Source organism: Empedobacter sp. UBA7611 (assembly GCF_002484365.1).
GTDB classification, from domain to species: Bacteria; Bacteroidota; Bacteroidia; order Flavobacteriales; family Weeksellaceae; genus Empedobacter; species Empedobacter falsenii_B.
Map to the genome: position 1 here is coordinate 37,855 of NZ_DLJR01000071.1, position 20,098 is coordinate 57,952.

A 20,098-nucleotide genomic window follows, 5' to 3' on the forward strand; every position below is an offset into this window, starting at 1 on the left:
TAGAAACGAATTTAAGAATTATTCTTTCCCCTTATTGCTTCGCAATGTATATTATGCGATACGTCTGTAATACCCTAATTTTTTTGCAAAATTTTTAGAATTATTAAACACACGTAACATTTATAAAGCATAATGAAAACTAAATACATAGATTTAATCACGCAATCATTTGACTTTCCACAAGATGAATTTGAATTAGATGGAGAGTACTTAAAATTTAATGGAATTGACCTAAAAGCTTTGGTCGAAGAACATGGAACACCATTAAAATTCACATATTTGCCTAAAATTTCGCAAAACATTCAGAAAGCGAAAGGTTGGTTCGAAAAAGCGCGTGAAGAGTTAAACTATGAGGGAACTTACAATTATTGTTATTGTACAAAAAGTTCTCACTTTCGTCACATTTTAGGTGAAGCATTAAAAAACGATATTCACATTGAGACATCTTCTGCATTTGACATTAATATTGTCGAAAATTTGATTGGAGAAGGTTTGATTACAGACGATCAGTATGTTGTTTGTAACGGTTTCAAGCGTGAGGAATATGTAGAAAATATTGCTCGTTTGGTAAATAGCGGACATCGTAAAACAATCACAGTGATTGATAATTACGAAGAAGTTGATTTGTTTTCAGAAGCAATTGAAGTTGATTTTGAAATCGGAATTCGTATTGCATCTGAAGAAGAGCCAAAATTTGAGTTTTATACCTCTCGTTTAGGAATTGGGTACAAGGATATTGTACCGTTTTATCAAACAATGGTAAAACCAAATGAACGCATTAAACTGAAAATGCTTCATTTCTTTATCAATACAGGAATTAAAGACAATTCATATTATTGGAATGAGTTGACAAAATGTTTGAGAGTTTATGTAAACCTTAAAAAAGTTTGTCCAGAATTAGATAGTTTGAATATTGGTGGTGGATTCCCAATCAAAAATTCGTTGAATTTCGAATATGATTACGAATACATGGCGAAAGAAATCTTGTTGCAAATTAAAATGATTTGTGATGAAGAAGGAATTGCTGTTCCAAATATTTTTACAGAATTTGGTTCGTTTACAGTTGGAGAAAGTGGAGGAGTAGTCTACAAAATTCTTTATCAAAAGAAACAAAATGATAAAGAGTATTGGGATATGATCGATTCTTCTTTTATGACAACTTTGCCAGATGCTTGGGCAATTTCGAAACGATTTGTAATGTTGCCAATTAACCGTTGGTACGATAAGTATGAACGTGTATTATTAGGAGGTTTAACATGTGATTCTGATGATTATTATAACTCAGAACAGCATGTAAATGCCATTTATCTTCCGAAATATGATCAAGCAAAACCATTGTATATCGGTTTCTTTAATACAGGAGCTTACCAAGATAATATTAGTGGTTTTGGTGGAATTAATCACTGTTTAATTCCTCAGCCCAAATATATTTTGATTGACGAAAATTACGAAGCAAAAGTATATTCTGAAGAACAAACGCATCAAGATGTGTTGAATACTTTGGGGTACAAATAATTGAATTTTAAATAAATAAAAAACAAATAAAATGAGTAAAGGACCAATCAGTCAGTTTATAGAACACAACTATAGACACTTTAATGCAGCTGCTTTAGTTGACGCTGCAAAAGGATATGAGCAACACTTGTTAGAAGGTGGTAAAATGTTAATTTCTTTGGGTGGAGCAATGTCTACTGCTGAATTAGGAATTTCATTAGCTGAAATGATTCGCCAAGATAAAGTGCACATCATTTCTTGTACAGGAGCAAATTTAGAAGAAGACGTAATGAATTTAGTTGCGCATTCACACTATAAAAGAATTCCAAATTACCGTGATTTAACACCAGAGGAAGAGCGCGAATTGTTAGATACGCACTTCAATCGTGTTACAGATACTTGTATTCCAGAAGAGGAGGCTTTTCGTCGTTTACAAGAGCATTTAGAGAATGTTTGGCATGCAGCAGAAGAAAAAGGAGAGCGTTATTTACCACACGAATTCTTATACCAAGTTGTAAATTCTGGAGTTTTAGAGCAATACTACGAAATTGATCCGAAAGATTCTTGGATTGTTGCTGCAGCTGAGAAAAATTTACCTATCGTTTGTCCAGGTTGGGAAGACTCTACAACAGGAAACATTTTTGCGTCTAACGTAATCAAAGGTAATTTAAAAGCGTCTACAGTAAAATCTGGAATTGAATACATGATTTACTTAACAGAGTGGTATCGTGCTAATTCTGATGGTAAAGGTGTAGGTTTCTTCCAAATTGCTGGTGGTATCTCTGGAGATTTCCCAATTTGTGTTGTTCCAATGATGTACCAAGATTTAGAGTGGACAGATGTTCCTTTCTGGGCATATTTCTGTCAAATTTCTGATTCTACAACATCTTACGGATCTTATTCTGGAGCAGTTCCAAACGAGAAAATTACATGGGGTAAATTAGATGTTGATACGCCAAAATATATGATAGAATCTGATGCGACAATCGTAGCGCCATTGATTTTCAACTATATTTTAGGAAACTAATCAATAGAATATTAAGCATAAAAAAAACCACTTCAATTGAAGTGGTTTTTGGTTTTATATTGTTCAGATAATTAATCTTTCATTGCTTCACCAGCTTTTCTATGTGTAAATTTTCCATAGATATGTCTTCTAGCAAAACGGCTTGGAGAGTCAGAATTTACCATTTTGATGTACGTGTTTTTAGGAACACCAAAATACTCGTAATGATTTCCATCTAAATGTTCTACTTTCAAAATTTGTTCATCCATATAAAAATCATGAATGTTAGATTTTGCAGTTGTAATCGTATATTCTTCTTTGTTTTTTTCGTGCGTTTCAGGATTAATACTTACTAAAAAGTGGTATGCTTCGATCACAACTTTACTTTTTTCTTCAGCTTCTATTTTACCTGCTTCGTCGTTGATAAATTTATCAGGATGCGCATCTTTCATCGTATTTCTGTAAATTGTTTTCAACTCTTTTAGAGTTACATTTTTATCAACTCCAAGTAATTTTCTGTGTTCTACAACGCTTTTCATAATTATAATCCTTTTTTCGGAGTGCAAAAGTACGGATTATAAATCACGAAATGCGCTTAATATCCATAAGTTTCGTTAAGGTTATGATAAATAATTTTCTTTTTGTTGAGAATTTGATATTCAATTCCAATACTATCCTTGTTTATAGAAATCAGTTTAGCTTGCTGAATAGGTTCGTTTTCGTATTCATATAGCTTTGGATCATCAGAATTAATATTTAATGTTTCAGAAACAATATCACTATAATCTGGTCTCGCGATATTGTTTGATTTTTCTAAAATAGGAAATTTAGATTCAGAATTATAGATATAAGCACGTTTCATTGCCATAACTTTTTTCGTAACTACTATTTTATATTCATCGTTTACTTTAATGGTTTGAATTGTATTCATATTGAATAAAAAACTAACGATAGATAGAAACAGAATTGCCATTGGTAAAATGCTCAATCCAACTAAAGCAAAAAGTAAAAAACCATAAATTTTGATATAGATAATTTTCCAAAATTTAATAACGATGTAAAAGGTGAAGATAATCGAAGTCCAAGCAAGAATATGATAGGTATATTCTCCTTTTAAATTCAAACCCATAAGGTTTAAACTCAATAAAAATAAAATGAGAACAACTGAAGAAATGATGTAGATTTTGAGTGATTTTGGCATTTAGGTTATGATTTATTTTTTCGAATATACATTATTTATATGATTTAATCGTTTTGTGTTAAATGAATTATCTCGAATATTTTTGTAATTTTAAACAAGCTAACAACAAACAAAATAAGTATGAAATTGAAAGACGTTCCTGAATTGAAAAATTCTATTTTAGATCTTCCTTCAAAAGAAAAAGATAAACTTCTTTTGCGTCTTATCAATAAAGATGAAACTTTAGTAGAACATTTGCATTTTCAATTATTAGAGAATGAAAATGATTTGCAAGATCGTGTAAAAAATATTTATGAAAAGATTGATTTTCAGTTTGAAAAGTCTCATCACTTAATTAATCAGATTAACATAAATAGAAGTCATCGTCAATTGTTGTTGACGTTAAAAACATTGAGTGGAATTGTGAACTATCATGTTCAAATTACGAAAGATAAAGTGTCAGAATTTGAATTGAGAAAATATATCATTCAAGAATCTTTTAACCGTTATCCTTATCTTTTTGAAACTTATACAACAGGAGATAATGCAGAAAAATTATACAACTATCAACTTGGGAGATTGAAATTGATTTTTTCTATTTTTGAAAAGTTTCATGAAGATTTAAAATTTGATTACCAGAACGATGTTGATGAAATTAATAATTTTTTAACAAAAACTCCTATAAATTTTAAATCTCAATAGCTCTTTTAAACAAAAGGTTGTTTATATAATATTGTGTAAAATAATAATTAATTATGCTATAATAGCTTTATTTTTAATTTGTTTGGTCTATTTTTTGTTAGGATTTTAGATATGAATTAACAAATTATTAATTTAATTAATTGTTAAATATCGAAAAAAGTATAGTTAGTTCTGTGTAAACCGAACTAACTATTTTATATTTGCATGGTTTTGTAGATTATACACATTATGAATATAAAAAATCAAGCATGTAATTCGGATCTTTTTTGCAGCTTTAGCGCTTTTCTGGAGAGAACTTATAGTTTTCCTCCATTGACGGCTAAATTGCAGGCATACATGATTTTAGAATCGGATGAGGAGGGGTTTACATTTGAAGAACTTCTTGAGATTTTTAATGTTAGTAAAAGTTCCTTATCAAACTCTATTAACTACTTACTATCGATGAAACACATCGAGTACATAAATAAAATTAACTCTAGAAAAAGATATTTTAGATTAAATTTTAATTATTTGACAGAGAAATTAGATTTTTTATTTGAAATGATTTCTCAAGATATAGGTTATACAAATCGAATAAAAGAACATAAACTAGCGAATAATACGCTTTCTAAAAATGTTGAAAATAGAGTAGTTGATATCTATTTGGAACATCTTAATCAAACAAAAGTGATATTAGACGAAACAATACAAAAAATAAATAAAATTCAACTAGAAAATAAGTAAAAGTAATATGAAAAACGTTAACGTTATAATGGTTGGTGCTTTGGCAATAGCTTTGAGTTCTTGTGGAAAGAAAGACAATGTTGCTGCTCAACAAGCACAAGGTCCAACGCCTTATCCGGTAGTTGATGTGCCTACGAAAGTGGTGACGAGTTATGATGAATACCCTGCAAATATTCAAGGTATCGTAAATAATGATGTTCGTGCAAAAATCCAAGGATACATTACAGAAGTTTATGTTGATGAAGGCCAATATGTACAAGCTGGTCAGCCTTTGTTCAAATTAGAAACAAATGTTTTAACTCAAAATGCGGATGCTTTAAAATCTGGTGTTGGTGCTGCGCAAGCTAATGTAAAAGCGGCTCAGGCTAATGTAAGTGCAGCGCAAGCGGCAGTGCAAGCAGCTCAGGTAGAGGTGAACAAATTAACTCCTTTGGTACAGAAAAACATTATTAGTAATGTACAATTAGAAACTGCAAAAGCTAATCTAGCAAAAGCACAAGCGAGTTTCAATCAAGCTGTAGCGGCTAAGTCTCAAGCGCAGGCTGGTGTTACTCAAGCGCAAGCAAGTTATAAAGGAGCGCAAGCAAATGTTGACTATTCTGTTGTAAGAGCACCTATTAGTGGAGTAGTTGGTTCTATTAATTCTCGTCAAGGGACATTAGTTGGTCCTACGGATCAAACTCCAATTACTACAGTTTCAAATACAAGTAGAGTATATGCTTATTTCTCTATGAATGAGAAAGAATATTTAAACTTTATTTCTAAATCTGAAGGAGCTAGTTTAAAAGATAAATTAAACAAAATTCCAGCAGTAGAATTAGTATTAGCTAATGGAGATGTTTATCCTGAAAAAGGTAAAATACAAACTGTAACTGGTCAAATTAATCCAACAACAGGTACAATTGATTTCCGTGTTACGTTCAATAATGAAGCTAAGCTTTTGGCAAATGGTAACTCAGGACGTATTCGTGTTCCAAAAACTTATGTTGATGTATTGGTTGTGCCAGAAGCTGCAACATTTGAACAGCAAGGTATGACTTATGTTTACAAAGTAACAAAAGATACAGCTTATGCAACTCCAATTACTGTTGTAGAGAGAGCAAATAACATGGCAGTTGTAAAAGACGGAGTAAAAAAAGGTGATAAAGTTGTTGCACAAGGTGTAGGTAAATTACGTGATAAAACAGCTGTTAAACCAACTCCAGCAAACTTTGATCAAATCGTAGAATCTACAAAAACGGTATTCTAAATTGTAAATAGATATGTTAAAAAAGTTTATTGAAAGACCCGTATTATCTACGGTAATTTCTATCCTTATATTGATATTGGGGATACTGGGGCTTATATCGCTTCCGGTAACACAATATCCAGATATTGCACCCTCTACTGTAAAAATTTCAGCTTCGTATCCCGGAGCGAATGCAAAGACAGTAATGGAGTCTGTAATTATTCCGATAGAGGAACAGGTGAACGGGGTTGAAGGAATGGATTATATTTCTTCTACTGCCTCTAATAACGGTTCTGCTTCTATCGATGTTGTATTTAAACCAGGTGTAGATGGAGATATCGCACAGGTAAACGTACAAAACCGTGTGGCACGTGCTACACCATTATTACCTTCGGAGGTAACTCGTTCTGGGGTTGTGACACAAAAACAACAGACATCAGCATTGATGTTTGCTTCGTTTAGTTCAACAAACCCTAAATATGATGAGATTTATCTTCAGAATTATTTGAACATCAACATTATTCCAGCCTTAAAACGTGTAAACGGTGTAGGGGATGCAACTGTATTTGGTGCGATGACTTATTCTATGCGTATTTGGTTAGATCCTTCTCGTATGGCAAGTTATGGTTTAGTTCCTTCTGAAGTTTCTGCAGCTTTATCTCAAGAATCTCTTGAAGCTGCTGCTGGTTCGTTAGGAGAAAACTCAGGACAATCATTCCAATATACAATTACATATTCTGGACGATACAAGACAGAAGATCAATATCGTAATATTGTTATTAAATCTTTACCAAACGGACAGGTTCTTAGATTAAAAGATGTAGCGAATGTAGAATTTGGTGCTCAATCTTATGCAGGACGTTCTGCAATGGATGGAGATCCTTCTGCTGTATTTGCTGTTTATCAAACGCCAGGATCTAATGCACAAGAAATTATTGTAAACTTAAGAGCTGAGTTAGAAAAAGCTTCTAAATTATTACCAGAAGGAGTTTCTTACACTATCTTAATGGATACAAATACATTCTTAGATGCGTCTATTTCTAAAGTTGTTCACACAATGATAGAGGCGTTTATTTTAGTATTTATTGTTGTATATATTTTCTTACAAGATTTCCGTTCTACATTAGTACCATTGATTGCGGTACCAGTGTCTATTATTGGTACATTCTTTTTCCTTAATTTGGCAGGATTCTCGTTAAACTTATTAACGTTATTTGCCTTAGTACTCGCCATTGGTATTGTGGTGGATGATGCTATTGTTGTTGTGGAAGCCGTGCATGCTCGAATGGAGTCTCATCACGAAGCTCCTATGGATGCAACGAAAAATGCGATGGATGAAATTTCTGGAGCTATTATCTCAATTACATTAGTAATGTGTGCGGTGTTCGTACCAGTAACATTTATCTCAGGACCAACCGGAGTATTCTACAAACAATTTGGTATTACTTTAATTGTTGCCATTTTAATTTCGGCATTAAATGCCTTGACATTATCTCCAGCATTGTGTGCTTTATTCTTAAAACCACATCAAGAAGGAGAGCAAAAACGTAACTTTATTCAGCGATTCTTTGATGCTTTCAATGCTTCATTTGATCGTATGACACATAAATATGGTAATTCATTCAAATTTTTAATTAAACACAAATGGATTTCATTCTTATTGATTATTGTAAGTGGTTTAGGAATTTGGGGTGTTGGAAAGATGATGCCAACAGGTTTCGTACCAACTGAAGATAATGGGTTTATTATTGGTAATATCGAGTTACCAGCGGGTGCTTCTATGGACCGTGTATATGAAGTTGAAAAAGAATTCCAGAAAAAAATTGAAAAAATTCCTGGATTAGATAAAGCAACAATTATCTCGGGTAACTCTATTATTTCTGGAGCTGGTTCTAACTATGGTATGATGTTCATTAAATTGAAGCCATTCGAAGAACGTACAACAGATGCTTTATCAGTACAATCAATCATTGGACAATTATTTGGTGCTGCAGCTCAAATTCCTGATGCTCAAATGATTTTCTTCCAACCACCATCAATTCCAGGTTTTGGTATGTCTTCTGGTTTCGAGTTGAAATTATTAGATAAAACAGGTGGAGATATTGCTGATTTTGATAAAGTTGCAAAGGAATATATTGGTGCTTTAATGCAACGTCCAGAAATTATGTATGCTCAAACATCTTTAAACACAGGTTTTCCTCAATACGAAATCGATGTTAATATTGAAAGAGCAAAACAATCTGGTGTTTCAGTAAGTTCTATTTTCTCAACTTTACAAGGATATATTGGAGGATTATATGCAGCTGACTTTACACGTTTTGGTAAACAATACCGTGTGTACATTCAAGCTTCACCAGATGATCGTATCAATGAAACAAGCTTAAATAAAATGTTCGTGAAAACGGATGCAGGTTCAATGACACCAGTTTCACAATTTGTGACTTTAAAACGTGTGTATGGTCCTAACTCTGTTAACCGTTTCAACTTATTTACATCAGCTAATATTACAGGAGCAGTAAAACCAGGATTCTCTACAGGTGATGCGATTACAGCAATTAATCAAGTTTCTGAACAAACATTATCTACTTCTTATAGTACTGACTTTACAGGTCTTACTCGTGAGGAGATTAATTCAGGTTCTCAAACAGCAATGATTTTTGCTTTATGTATCGTATTCGTGTACTTTATCTTATCTGCACAATATGAATCTTATGTTTTACCATTCGCAGTATTATTATCTGTTCCTTGTGGTATGATGGGGGCGTATTTATCTCAATGGTTAGCTGGATTAGAAAATAATATCTATTTCCAAATTGCCTTAATCATGTTGGTTGGGTTACTCGCTAAAAATGCCATTTTGATTGTAGAGTTCGCTTTACAAAGACGTGTACACGGAATGTCAATTGTTCAGGCAGCTATAGATGGAGCTAAAGCTCGTTTACGTCCAATTTTGATGACATCTTTTGCCTTTATTTTAGGATTAATGCCATTAGTATTTGCAACAGGTGTATCATCTGCTGGTAACCGTTCTGTAGCTACTGGAGCAGCATTTGGTTTATTGGTAGGTACAATTTTAGGTTTATTTGTTATTCCAGTATTGTTTGTTGTTTTCCAAACATTACAAGAAAAAGTTAAACCAGTTAAATTTGATCGTCCACAAGAAGAAATTGAACATAATAATTCAATCTAAAAATGAAAAAGTACAGAATATTTAATATTACTTTAATCGCAGCTGGATTGTTTGCTGTTCAGTCTTGTTTCGTAGCAAAAGATTATCATCGTCCTGAAGCTGTTGTAAATGAAGCAAATTTCAGAACAGATGTTATTGCAAAAGACAGTGCAAGTGTTGCAACTGTTTCTTGGAAACAAATTTTTACAGACACTCAATTACAAGCTTTGATTAATCAAGGTTTACAAAATAATTTAGATATACGTTCAGCACTGCAAAATATTGCAGTTGCTGAGGCGTATGCTAAACAAGGTAAAGCAGGTTATTTACCAACTTTATCTGTAGGTCCGAAATATACGTTTACAGAAAACTCTCGTAATACTCAATTTGGTGCATTGATGTCAAAACGTGCACAAAGTCAATACGAAGTTTCAGGGAACTTAAGTTGGGAAGCAGATATTTGGGGTAAAATTAGAAGTAATCAACGTGCATCTGCAGCAACTTATTTGCAAACTGTAGAAGCACACAAAGCGGTAAAAACGCAAATTGTTGCATCTATTGCAAATGCATATTACAACTTATTGGCTTTAGATGAGCAAAAAAGAATTTTAGATAAAACTTTAATCAACCGCGAGCAAAGTTTAGAAACAACGAAAGCTTTGAAAGAAGCTGGGAATGTAACAGAAGTTGCAGTTAACCAAACAGAAGCGCAATTGTTCAATGTGAAATCATTATTGGTTGACGTTGAAAATGGAATTAAGATGAATGAAAATGTGATGAGTATTTTGTTAGGAACAAATCCTCAATCTATTAATCGTACAAACTTAGCTTCTCAAAAAATTGACGAAAAATTATCTGTTGGTGTTCCAGCTCAATTATTAGAAAATCGTCCTGATATCAAAGCTGCAGAGTTTGGATTGATGAACGCTTTTGAGAATGTTAACGTTGCGAATGCAAGTTTTTATCCTTCTCTTTCTATTACTGCAACAGGTGGTGTACAAGGAATTGATATTGATAAATTATTTAGTGCGCAATCTTTATTTGCAACGGTGATCGGTAGCTTAACTCAACCTTTGTTACAACAACGTAAATTGCGTACGCAAAAAGAAGTTGCTTTAGCAAATCAAGAAAATGCTTTGATTAATTATAAAAGCAAAATCTTAAATGCAAGTAAAGAGGTTTCTGATGCGTTATACACATACGATGCAGCAACGAAGAAAGCTGAATATAAACAAAAAGAATATCAATTATTCAATCAAGCAATTACCTATTCTGAAGAATTGTTAAACTACGGTATGGCAAACTATTTAGAAGTAATTACAGCAAGAGACAATGGGTTGAATGCTGAATTGAATGTTGTTGATGCGAAATTATCATCTTTATCATCAATGGTCGAATTATATCGCGCTGTTGGAGGTGGATGGCAATAAGCAATTCTAATCTTAAGAAAAAAACCTCTCAAATATTTGAGAGGTTTTTTTATACTTCTATTTCTCTAAAACTTCGCAATGAATAATATTGTGAGAAGTTCCTACAAATTCTATTAACCAATTTTCAGTAGTTTCTTCGATTCGATTTTCATCTTTCCAAATTAGATAATCAAATGAAATTGGAATCGAAACAAATTTACTTTTTGGATGAGAAGCAAGTTCACTCAAATCTTCTTCAATTTTTTGTTCCATTTCAAATAAATCTTTTGGTTTTGATTTATGAAAACTATAATAATCAATCGCGATTAATTCTAATATAATTTTGTCGTTTGTAAATGTTTGCGCAAAATCGTAAATCGTTTGAAAAACATCGTTCAAGGTATGTTTGTGAAACAAATGATGCTGCTCAAAATATTGTCCTAATCCCATCAAATAATCGAAAATAGAATACTTTTGACTAATATATTTCAGCGTTTCTGGCGTTCTTGGTTTGTTCCAATAAATCTCCAGAGCATTTTCTAAAGCAGTAATATTTTCTAAATCATTTTCACTTAAAAAATCACTTTTTATAATTTGATAAGGCGGCATTGGATCAAAATGGTAACCATAGTTTTCATATTTTTGACGAACTGGAGTCCCTTTCAGAAATTTCAGAAAACCTAATTGCAATTCTGGTGGATATAGTTTAAAGGTTTCTTCGAAACTAAATTTCAAATCATCAATATATTCCAAAGGTAAACCAACAATTAAATCTAAATGCATCTCAATACGATCTTTCAATTGATTGATAACATTTGATGTTTTCTCAAAATTTTGTTTGCGCGAAACTTCTCGATTACTTTGTTGATTAACGGTTTGAATTCCGATTTCGAAACGGAAAAGATTTTTCGGCACTTTTTCGTTGATGAATTTTATAATATCTGGATGAACAATATCGGCTGTAATCTCGAACTGAAAAACATTTCCTTCACGATAATGATCCAAAATAAATTGAAACAATTCAATTGTAAAATCACGTTTTATGTTAAATGTACGATCCAAAAATTTGATAGTTTTCCCATGCTTCATCAAATACAACAAATTTTCTTTGATGGTTTCCATCGGCAAATAGCGCATTTTATTGTCTAAACTTGCCAAGCAAAACTCACATTTATAAGGACATCCACGAGAAGTTTCGATGTAACAAACCTTCTTTTCCAAATCCGCTGGATTATCGTATTGATAAGGATTTCTACCTTTTAATCGATTGATATCAAACTGAATATTTTGCGCATTGAAAACAACTTCGTTCTCTTTTTTGTAAACTAAATTCGGTACATTTTCTATTGCTGGATAATTCGCAGCAAATTCTTCAAACGGAATTTCTCCTTCACCTACAATAATATAATCGATATAATTATTTGCAATCACATCGTCATATTCGTAACTAACTTCTGGTCCACCTAACAAAATTTTAGTTTCAGGAGAAATTTGTTTGATACGTTTACAAACTTCTAACGTCTGAGTAATATTCCAAATGTAGCAACTAAAACAGATAATATCGTATTTAGCACATTTTTCTGCAACTTCATCAAAGTCAGATTTAATCGTGAATTCTTTCCAAAAAATATTTCCACGATGATGATTCAAATCGTACAAAATACGAATCGCCAAGTTGAGATGAATATATTTTGCGTTTAAAGTCGTTAATAAAATTGATGGTTGCATAATGTGTTATTGATGTGTAAAAATAATAATTAAAAACCAATCGTTGTTCCGCCTAGTGAAACACTTGTTTTGTTATATTTCGTAGGCGTTTTTTTTTTTTCACTTTAATTGAAAAAATAACTGGTTCTAATGGTAATTCGTTTTTCGTTTCAACTTCACTAATTTTTATGACTTTGTCTAAGCCTTTTGTAATTTCTCCAAAAACTGTAAAATCATGATCTAAACGAGGTTGTCCACCATTTTTCAAATACTCAGCGCGTTGTTCTGCTGTAAATTTGATTCCTTTTTTTGTTTCTAAATTATCTAATTCTTGCGCTGTAATTTTCTTTCCAACAACAAAATAAATTTGATTGTAATATGATGCTTTCTCTTTATTTCCATCTCGCCCAGCGCCTAAAGCACCCATTTTATGAAAAGCTTTCGGATTGAATTCTGGTGCTAAACGAATCGGTTTTTGCTCTGGATGTTCGGCTTCTCGCGCCAAAATAGGATCATCCAATTCTCCTCCTTGAATCACAAAATCTTTCACAACTCTGTTAAATTGCGCATTTGTATAAGTTCCTTTGTTAATTTCACTCAAAATCAAATCGCGATGTTTGGGTGTAAAATCGTATAGCATCACATCAAATTTTCCATAATTCGTTTTGAATTTTAAAGTATAAGTTTGTGCAGAAACAAAACTCGAAATTGAAAATCCAATTCCGAGTGCAATATTTTTTAATAATCGATGATTCATTGTAAATTTTCTTGTTCTAAAGATAGCAACAAATATAGAAATCTGAATGATTTTAAGCTAAATTCATAATCATAATTAAACTTCCAACTCCAATAATTACCCACAAAATAATAGCCATTAATAGCGGTTTGTAACCGATGTTTTTCATCATTTTGAATGATAAACTTGTTCCGATTAAGAATAATGTAAGTGTAAGTGCTGCTTTTGATAAATCGATAATAATTGGGCTAAATTGATGAACAAAAGGTACATAGGTGTTTACACAAATAGCGATTAAAAATAGACCAATAAACCACGGAATATTAATTTTTGATGTGGTGTTTTTGAAAAACAATAAGGTTAAAAACGATAATGGAATAATCCAAAGTGCACGTGCTAATTTCACTGTTGTAGCGACTTGTAAGGCTTCTTCGCCGTATTTACTTGCTGCTCCAACGACTGAACTTGTGTCGTGAATGGCGATGGCGCACCATAAACCGAATTCGTGTTGAGATAAATTGAATAAATGTCCAAGTGGTGGAAAAATCAATAAGGCAATTGAATTTAAGGTAAAAACCACAGCTAATGCAACCGAAATTTGATTGGGTTTTGCTTTTATAATTGGCGCGATTGCTGCGATTGCACTTCCTCCGCAAATTGCTGTTCCTGCTGATATTAAGTATCCTGTAGCTTTTTCAATTTTGAAGAGTTTGGTAAATAAAAATCCTAAAATCATCAACGTAGAAATACTTACAACGGTGAATACAATTCCTTCTTTCCCAGCTTGTATAGCCGAAAAGATATTCATTCCGAATCCTAAACCTACCACAGCAACTTTCAGTAAAGTGCTTGATACTTTTCGTGATTGTACTTCGTATGGATTTCCAAATATTTGCGCAACAGCAAATCCTAAAACTAATGCGATAGGAGAGCTTATAAAAGGCATTAAACATAGAAATGCACAAATTAAAAAGATAATTTTTTGTGTTGTGAATTGTTGAAATAAGCCTTTTTCTGAATGTATATTTTTCATGATTTGAATAATTTTATGGTACAAATTTCTTGTACTTATTATTCAAAAAGAAATGATAAAAAGTAATCTATTATTACTTTAAGTTATAACGATTACAGAAATCAATAAATAAATTCGCCAATTTTGATTGTTCACCTTCTGGAATGATAAAATTGAAATTACGCTCTATCACAAGGTTTTTAATGTCAATAATAGTTAAAGTTTGATTTTTAAGTTCTTGTAAAATAGATTGAATTGATAAAAACGCTAAAGCATCAGAATGTAACACATACGATTTTATACTTTCTGTACTTCCCAATTGAATTTCGATATTGAGTTCATTTAGCTTTATATTTTTCGATTTTAAAGCTAAATCAATGGTTTCTAAAGTTCCAGAACCAGGTTCCCGAAAAACCAACGGAATGTTCTTTAAATCATCTAATTTGATATTATTTTTGGTAAAAATAGAATGATTTTGACGAGAAACTAACACAATTTCATCTTTCATAAACGGAAAATAATGAAACGTTCTATTTTTGATTTGAGCTTCAATTAAACCGACATCGATTTTATGATTTCCTAATAATTCTTCAATTCTTTCAGAATTTTGAATCACCAAACTCAATTGAATTTCAGGAAATCTTTTTCGAAATTCTGCCAAAATAGGAGGTAATACATATTGCGCAATTGTAGTGCTCGCACCCAAACGCAAAGTTCCCTTTTGTTTTTCTTGCAATTGTCCAATTTCAAATTCCATTTTTTGATAAACAGAAAAAATTTCCTCTGTATATTTTAATAGAATTTCGCCAGCTTTTGTCAATTTTATTTTCGTCCCATTTCGTTCAAATAACTTAATGTTAAGATTTAATTCAATTTCTTTAATGTGTTTTGTAACAGCTGGTTGTGTTATGTTTAATTCGTTTGCTGCTTTCGTGAAATTCAATCGTTTAGCAACCGTATCAAAAACTTTTAATCTAAAATCGAACATAAGAAATTATTGAAATAAGCTTAAATTGTATTGCTTTACCAAATCCAAAATCATATGATATCCAGCTGCGGAATTCCCATGTTCGTCAAGTGCAGGACTGAAAACGCCGATACCAATTTTGTTTGGAACGGAAACGGTAATTCCGCCACCAACGCCAGATTTACTTGGTAAACCAACGGTGCGTGAATATTTGCCACTAAATTCATACATTCCAGCAGTCAACATTTGAGATTGAATTAACTGTGAGATTTCTGGATTTTTATACGTTGTATCACCATCAAAACGTGTGCATTGATGCGCAAAGAAATAACCAATTTTAGCTAAATCTTCGGCAGTTACTTCGATAGAACATTGTTTGAAATAGTTGTTCAACTTTTCTTCATCACCTTCAATCAAGCCATTATTTTTCATCAAATAAAACATTCCACGATTTTTGTGTCCCGTTTCTTTTTCAGAATTATAAACGGATTTGCTATAATCTATCGAATTATTTTTGGTGATGTAGCGAACCATTTCAAGGATTTTTTTGAAAGGAATTTCACCTTCACCATCAATCATAGAAGTTGTTAAAATCGCACCAGCATTCATCATTGGATTCAGAGGTTTTCCTGTCGTTTCAAGGTTTGCGTAATGATTAAATGGTTTATCTGTTCCGAAATAACCCATTTTAGAAAATACATTTTTCTCCCCTTTTTCTGTAACAGCAATCATCAACGCAATGATTTTAGAAATACTTTGAATTGTAAATTTTTGATTGATATCGCCAACATTTATCACTTTACCATTTTCATTAACTACAGAAAAAGCAATTTTATCCGCTTGCATTTTTCCTAATTCTGGAATATAATCGGCAACTTTTCCTTCTTTGTAAAAAGCTTTATTTCTCTCAAGAATATCGTTTAATGTTTTTTCATTAATCTGTAAACTTCTCGAACTATTTTTTGACATATTTTGTCCATAAACAGTTTGATTAATTGGATTAAAACATGTTAAAGTAAGACTTAGAAGTAATGTTGAGAATGTATATCGTTTCATTTTATTTGATGTAAAACACAAACTTAAAAAATATTTGGTTGATTCGCCGAGATAAAATAGTTTTATATAAAATGTAGAATCTAAAATTTATAAAAAAATGAAATATTTCGTCCTATTGTTATCGAGTTTGTCTTTTGCGCAAACCTATCAAGTGATTAATGAGGAAAATTCGTCTGTTAGTTACCGAGGTTTGGCTTTTCAGGATGCAAAAACGTTTATTGTTTCTGGCTCAAAAAATACAATTGGTAAAACGATAGATGGTGGTAAAACATTTAGTTGGATTAACCCGAAAGTTGTTGAAAATAGAGATTTTAGAGATGTAGAAGTTTTAGGAAAAGATAACTATTTAGCTTTAGGAATTGATTCTCCTGCTTATGTTTTGCAAACGAAAGATGGCGGAAAATCGTGGAATAAAGTGTATGAAAATAATGAAAAAGGTATTTTTTTAGATGCAATTTATGTGGATAAAACTTCGAAGAAAATTACTGTTTTAGGCGATCCAATGTCACCAGATAAACCATTTGTATTAACGTCTTCGATTACTGATCCTACAAAATGGGAAGTTGCTAAATCGCTTCACGGTCAACCTTTACGTCTAAAAAATCCGAAAGAAGCTTTTTTTGCGTCAAGTGGAAGTAATTTGTATGTAGATGCGAAGCAAACCTTGATTGCTACAGGTGGAGAGTTATCAAATTTGTACTATTATACGCCAAAAGGTGGACAAATGTACGTATTAGAGAAAACGAAAAGTTCTACTTCTGGAATTAATGGAATGGCTTATGACGCGACAAATAATGTTGGATACTTGGTTGGCGGAGATTTTACAAAACCAGAAGATTCGAGCTACAATTTCTATAAATTTAAGTTGGCAAATGGAAAAATTACCTTTCAAGATTCTTGGAAATATCCAATGGGATATAAATCTGGTGTAACAATTATTTCAAAAGATAAAGTCTTGGTTTGTGGCTATTCTGGAGTGGATTATTCAGCGGATGGAGGACATAATTGGACTACTATTACAGAAGATAGTTACAATACTTGCACAGTTTCGCCAGATAAAAAATATGTGATTTTGGTGGGAAATAAAGGAAAGATTGGAAAAGTTACGTTGTAAAAGATTTCTAACATTAAAATTAGATTAGAAATTGATTTTCAATTTTATAAATAATCATTTTCTTAGTATATTCGAATAACCTAATACAATTCATAGTAAAGGGTGGTTAGTAGTTTTTTTAGCAAAAGTTCAGATAATTTTATCTGAACTTTTTTCGTTAAAATTATTCTTAAAGTTGAGAATTTATTCTTCTAATGATTTCATAATCTTTAACTTTAATAAAATTCAATCTAAAAAATATTCAAAAATGAAAAGAAGTGCAAAAGCAGTTTGGAATGGTTCGGTTACAGAAGGATCAGGAACATTAACCACACAAAGTACAGTATTAGATAATACACAATATTCGTTCAAAAGTCGATTTGAAGAAGGAGTAGGAACAAACCCAGAAGAACTTCTGGCAGCGGCTCATGCAGGTTGTTTTACAATGAAAACTTCTGCATTACTTGGAGACGCAGGTTATACAGCAGAAAAATTAGAAACCGATTGTAAAATTGTTTTTGAAGGAGGAAAAGTTGTTCGATCAGAATTAAGTTTAACAGCAAGTATTCCTTCGATTACAGATGAAGAATTTCAGAAAATAGCAAAAGAGGCAGAAGAAACCTGTCCGATTAGTGTTTCATTTAGTTTCGAAAAAGTGTTGATTTCTGCAGTTTTAGTTGAATAAATTGATAGAATCAAAATAGAAAATCCAACAAATTACTTGTTGGATTTTTTGTTATTTCAAAACTGGAATTTCGATGTAAGAATCGTGATAAATTCGTTGTGTTTGTTTCAAGAAATCTTTCGCGGTTGCTTCATAAACATTCATAAATTGTTGCGGATTGCGGTCTGCTAAAGGAAACCATGTATTTTGAACTTGAATCATAATACGATGTCCTTTCTTGAAAGTATGTCCAACATCTGGCATAGAATACGTTACATTTGTTTTCAGATTAGGAACCATTGCTTCGGGTTTTTCAAAACTATTGCGGTATTTTCCTCGCATAATTTCGGCACGAATCAAATTTTGATATCCAGCCATCAATTTCCCATTATATTTTGGTGTATCTTCAGGAAAAACATCAATCAATTTTATTACATAATCAGCATCTGTTCCAGTTGATGAAACAAATAAATGATTTATAATTGGACCTGTAATCGTTACATCTTCCGTTAAAATATCGGTTTGATAAACCATAACATCAGGACGAGTTGACGCAAATCGTTGATCATCGACCATATATTCTCGCGGACGACTTTCTAAAACACCACCTTGATATGGAACAGGATTATTTGGATCTGCTATATATTCATCAAAACTTGTATTATTAGTCTGTTGAAAAGATATTTTTCCGTTGGCTTGCAAATACATTTTCTGAGTTGTCACATTCTTTGGTGGCCAAGTATCAAACTGTTTCCATTCGTTAGAACCTGTGATAAAGATTTGCGCTTCTGTCGGTTTGAAATTTCCTTTGTCTTTTAAATAATAATTGAAAAAAGGCAACTCAATTTGTTGTTGATAATATTCACCTGTTGGCGTTCCAAACTGCATATCACCAAATGTATCGGCTTTAGAGCGAACCCAACCACCATGAAACCAAGGTCCAGCTACCAAAATATTTGTTGCATTCGGATTTTGCTTTTCAATTGCTTTATAGGTTTCAAATGCACCATAAACATCCTCTGCATCAAAGAAACCACCAACCGTCATCACAGCAGGTTTCACATTGGTAAGATGCGGTAAAGGATTTCGATCTTGCCAAAATTGATCATAATCAGGATGCGCAAACAAATCATTGTAGAATTTGATATTATCTTGGAAATATTTATCCTTCAATTCCTTTACAGATCCGCCTTCTAAATAAAAACGGTAATTATCTTTGATTGGATATTCTAATGATTTTGGACCTTTATCTGGCGTAATTGGTTGCGGACGTTTCACACCAAATGACGACATAAATTTGAAAGAATCATTCAGAAATAAAACACCATTGTGATGAAAATCATCACCTAAAAACCAATTCGTAACTGGTGCTTGTGGCGAAACAGCTTTTAGCGTTGGATGTGAATTAACCAAACTCATTGTCGAATAAAATCCTGGATAAGAAATTCCATAGATTCCAGCTTTTTGGTTGTAATTTTTCATGTTTTTTGCCAACCATTCCAACGTATCGTAGGTGTCTGTACTTTCGTCTATTGCCTTTTTATTTTTCGTTTTATTAACTGGTCGTACATCTTCAAATTCGCCCTCGCTCATCCATTTTCCTCTCACATCTTGGTAGACGAAAATAAACCCTTCACGCATTTCTGCAGGGAAATTTCCAAGCGATTTTTTATACTCATTTGCTCCGTAAGGCGCAACTGTATAAGGCGTTCGATTAAGTAAAACAGGATATTTTTTGGTTTGATCTTTTGGCGTATAAATAGCTGTAAACAATTTCTTTCCATCTCGCATCGGAATTAATTGTTCAGTCTTTTCATAATACTCTCTAACATAGGCAGAATCTGCTTTTGCATCTTGCGCATAGCTAATCCCACTCATCAAAATAAGACTAAGTAGAGTGGCTTTTTGAGTAAATTTTTTCACGTGTTTATCAATTTTACAATACTATAAAT

General features: G+C 32.2%; 17 protein-coding genes. 9 read left to right on the forward strand and 8 right to left on the reverse strand.

From position 1 onward, the window contains the following. Positions 1 to 132 precede the first annotated feature (132 nt). Together B3R94_RS12645 and B3R94_RS12650 are read left to right on the forward strand one after the other, a co-directional pair. Positions 133 to 1,515, forward strand: coding sequence for an arginine decarboxylase (locus B3R94_RS12645; RefSeq protein ID WP_291101238.1), 1,383 nt, complete (start codon positions 133 to 135; stop codon positions 1,513 to 1,515). 31 nt (positions 1,516 to 1,546) lie between these two features. Continuing rightward, complete coding sequence (locus B3R94_RS12650; protein ID WP_038330586.1) at positions 1,547 to 2,521, forward strand: deoxyhypusine synthase family protein; 975 nt, start codon at positions 1,547 to 1,549, stop codon at positions 2,519 to 2,521. Positions 2,522 to 2,592: 71 nt separating this feature from the next. On the opposite strand, the gene B3R94_RS12655 is transcribed toward B3R94_RS12650, so the two are convergent. Both B3R94_RS12655 and B3R94_RS12660 read right to left on the reverse strand, forming a co-directional pair. Beyond that, positions 2,593 to 3,039 carry a KTSC domain-containing protein gene (locus tag B3R94_RS12655; protein ID WP_038330588.1) on the reverse strand — a complete coding sequence of 149 codons (447 nt, stop codon included), beginning with the start codon at positions 3,037 to 3,039 and terminating at the stop codon, positions 2,593 to 2,595. A 56-nt stretch (positions 3,040 to 3,095) separates the two neighbouring features. Next, entirely contained in the window at positions 3,096 to 3,629 is a 534-nt protein-coding gene (locus B3R94_RS12660) for a hypothetical protein (protein ID WP_115000382.1), read from the reverse strand. Between the two features lie 192 nt (positions 3,630 to 3,821). On the opposite strand from B3R94_RS12660, the gene B3R94_RS12665 reads away from it, so the two are divergent. The 5 genes from B3R94_RS12665 (at position 3,822) to B3R94_RS12685 (ending at position 10,932) form a co-directional block, all read left to right on the forward strand. Beyond that, positions 3,822 to 4,382 (forward strand): hypothetical protein, encoded by a 561-nt coding sequence (locus B3R94_RS12665; RefSeq protein WP_291101241.1) that lies wholly within the window; start codon positions 3,822 to 3,824, stop codon positions 4,380 to 4,382. A gap of 228 nt (positions 4,383 to 4,610) precedes the next feature. Next, positions 4,611 to 5,105, forward strand: coding sequence for a GbsR/MarR family transcriptional regulator (locus B3R94_RS12670; RefSeq protein WP_038330593.1), 495 nt, complete (start codon positions 4,611 to 4,613; stop codon positions 5,103 to 5,105). Between the two features lie 7 nt (positions 5,106 to 5,112). After that, positions 5,113 to 6,354 (forward strand): efflux RND transporter periplasmic adaptor subunit, encoded by a 1,242-nt coding sequence (locus B3R94_RS12675; RefSeq protein ID WP_291101244.1) that lies wholly within the window; start codon positions 5,113 to 5,115, stop codon positions 6,352 to 6,354. 13 nt (positions 6,355 to 6,367) lie between these two features. Beyond that, positions 6,368 to 9,523: an efflux RND transporter permease subunit gene (locus B3R94_RS12680; RefSeq protein ID WP_291101247.1), complete on the forward strand. Its 3,156-nt coding sequence runs from the start codon at positions 6,368 to 6,370 to the stop codon at positions 9,521 to 9,523. 2 nt (positions 9,524 to 9,525) lie between these two features. Continuing rightward, entirely contained in the window at positions 9,526 to 10,932 is a 1,407-nt protein-coding gene (locus B3R94_RS12685) for an efflux transporter outer membrane subunit (protein ID WP_291059976.1), read from the forward strand. A 57-nt stretch (positions 10,933 to 10,989) separates the two neighbouring features. Here B3R94_RS12685 and B3R94_RS12690 read toward each other — a convergent pair whose 3' ends face one another. The 5 genes from B3R94_RS12690 to glsA all read right to left on the reverse strand — a co-directional run bounded on the left by B3R94_RS12690 (position 10,990) and on the right by glsA (position 16,302). Then, on the reverse strand, positions 10,990 to 12,639 hold the full coding sequence (locus tag B3R94_RS12690) for a B12-binding domain-containing radical SAM protein (RefSeq protein ID WP_291101250.1): 1,650 nt from the start codon (positions 12,637 to 12,639) through the stop codon (positions 10,990 to 10,992). Positions 12,640 to 12,691: 52 nt separating this feature from the next. Beyond that, complete coding sequence (locus B3R94_RS12695) at positions 12,692 to 13,375, reverse strand: peptidylprolyl isomerase (protein ID WP_291101253.1); 684 nt, start codon at positions 13,373 to 13,375, stop codon at positions 12,692 to 12,694. Positions 13,376 to 13,427: 52 nt separating this feature from the next. Beyond that, positions 13,428 to 14,387, reverse strand: coding sequence for a YeiH family protein (locus tag B3R94_RS12700; protein WP_038330610.1), 960 nt, complete (start codon positions 14,385 to 14,387; stop codon positions 13,428 to 13,430). 73 nt (positions 14,388 to 14,460) lie between these two features. Then, a complete protein-coding gene (locus tag B3R94_RS12705; protein WP_291101255.1) occupies positions 14,461 to 15,354 on the reverse strand; it encodes a LysR family transcriptional regulator in 894 nt (297 codons plus the stop codon). Between the two features lie 6 nt (positions 15,355 to 15,360). After that, complete coding sequence (gene glsA, locus B3R94_RS12710) at positions 15,361 to 16,302, reverse strand: glutaminase A (protein WP_376741536.1); 942 nt, start codon at positions 16,300 to 16,302, stop codon at positions 15,361 to 15,363. A 184-nt stretch (positions 16,303 to 16,486) separates the two neighbouring features. Between glsA and B3R94_RS12715 the strand changes: the two genes are divergently transcribed. Both B3R94_RS12715 and B3R94_RS12720 read left to right on the forward strand, forming a co-directional pair. Then, positions 16,487 to 17,503, forward strand: coding sequence for a YCF48-related protein (locus tag B3R94_RS12715; RefSeq protein WP_291101258.1), 1,017 nt, complete (start codon positions 16,487 to 16,489; stop codon positions 17,501 to 17,503). Positions 17,504 to 17,750: 247 nt separating this feature from the next. After that, positions 17,751 to 18,167 (forward strand): OsmC family peroxiredoxin, encoded by a 417-nt coding sequence (locus tag B3R94_RS12720; protein WP_115000360.1) that lies wholly within the window; start codon positions 17,751 to 17,753, stop codon positions 18,165 to 18,167. Positions 18,168 to 18,218: 51 nt separating this feature from the next. Here the strand turns inward: B3R94_RS12720 and B3R94_RS12725 are convergent, their stop codons facing one another. Further along, positions 18,219 to 20,069, reverse strand: a complete 1,851-nt coding sequence (locus B3R94_RS12725) for a CocE/NonD family hydrolase (protein WP_291101261.1) — start codon at positions 20,067 to 20,069, stop codon at positions 18,219 to 18,221. Between the last annotated feature and the right edge of the window lie 29 nt (positions 20,070 to 20,098).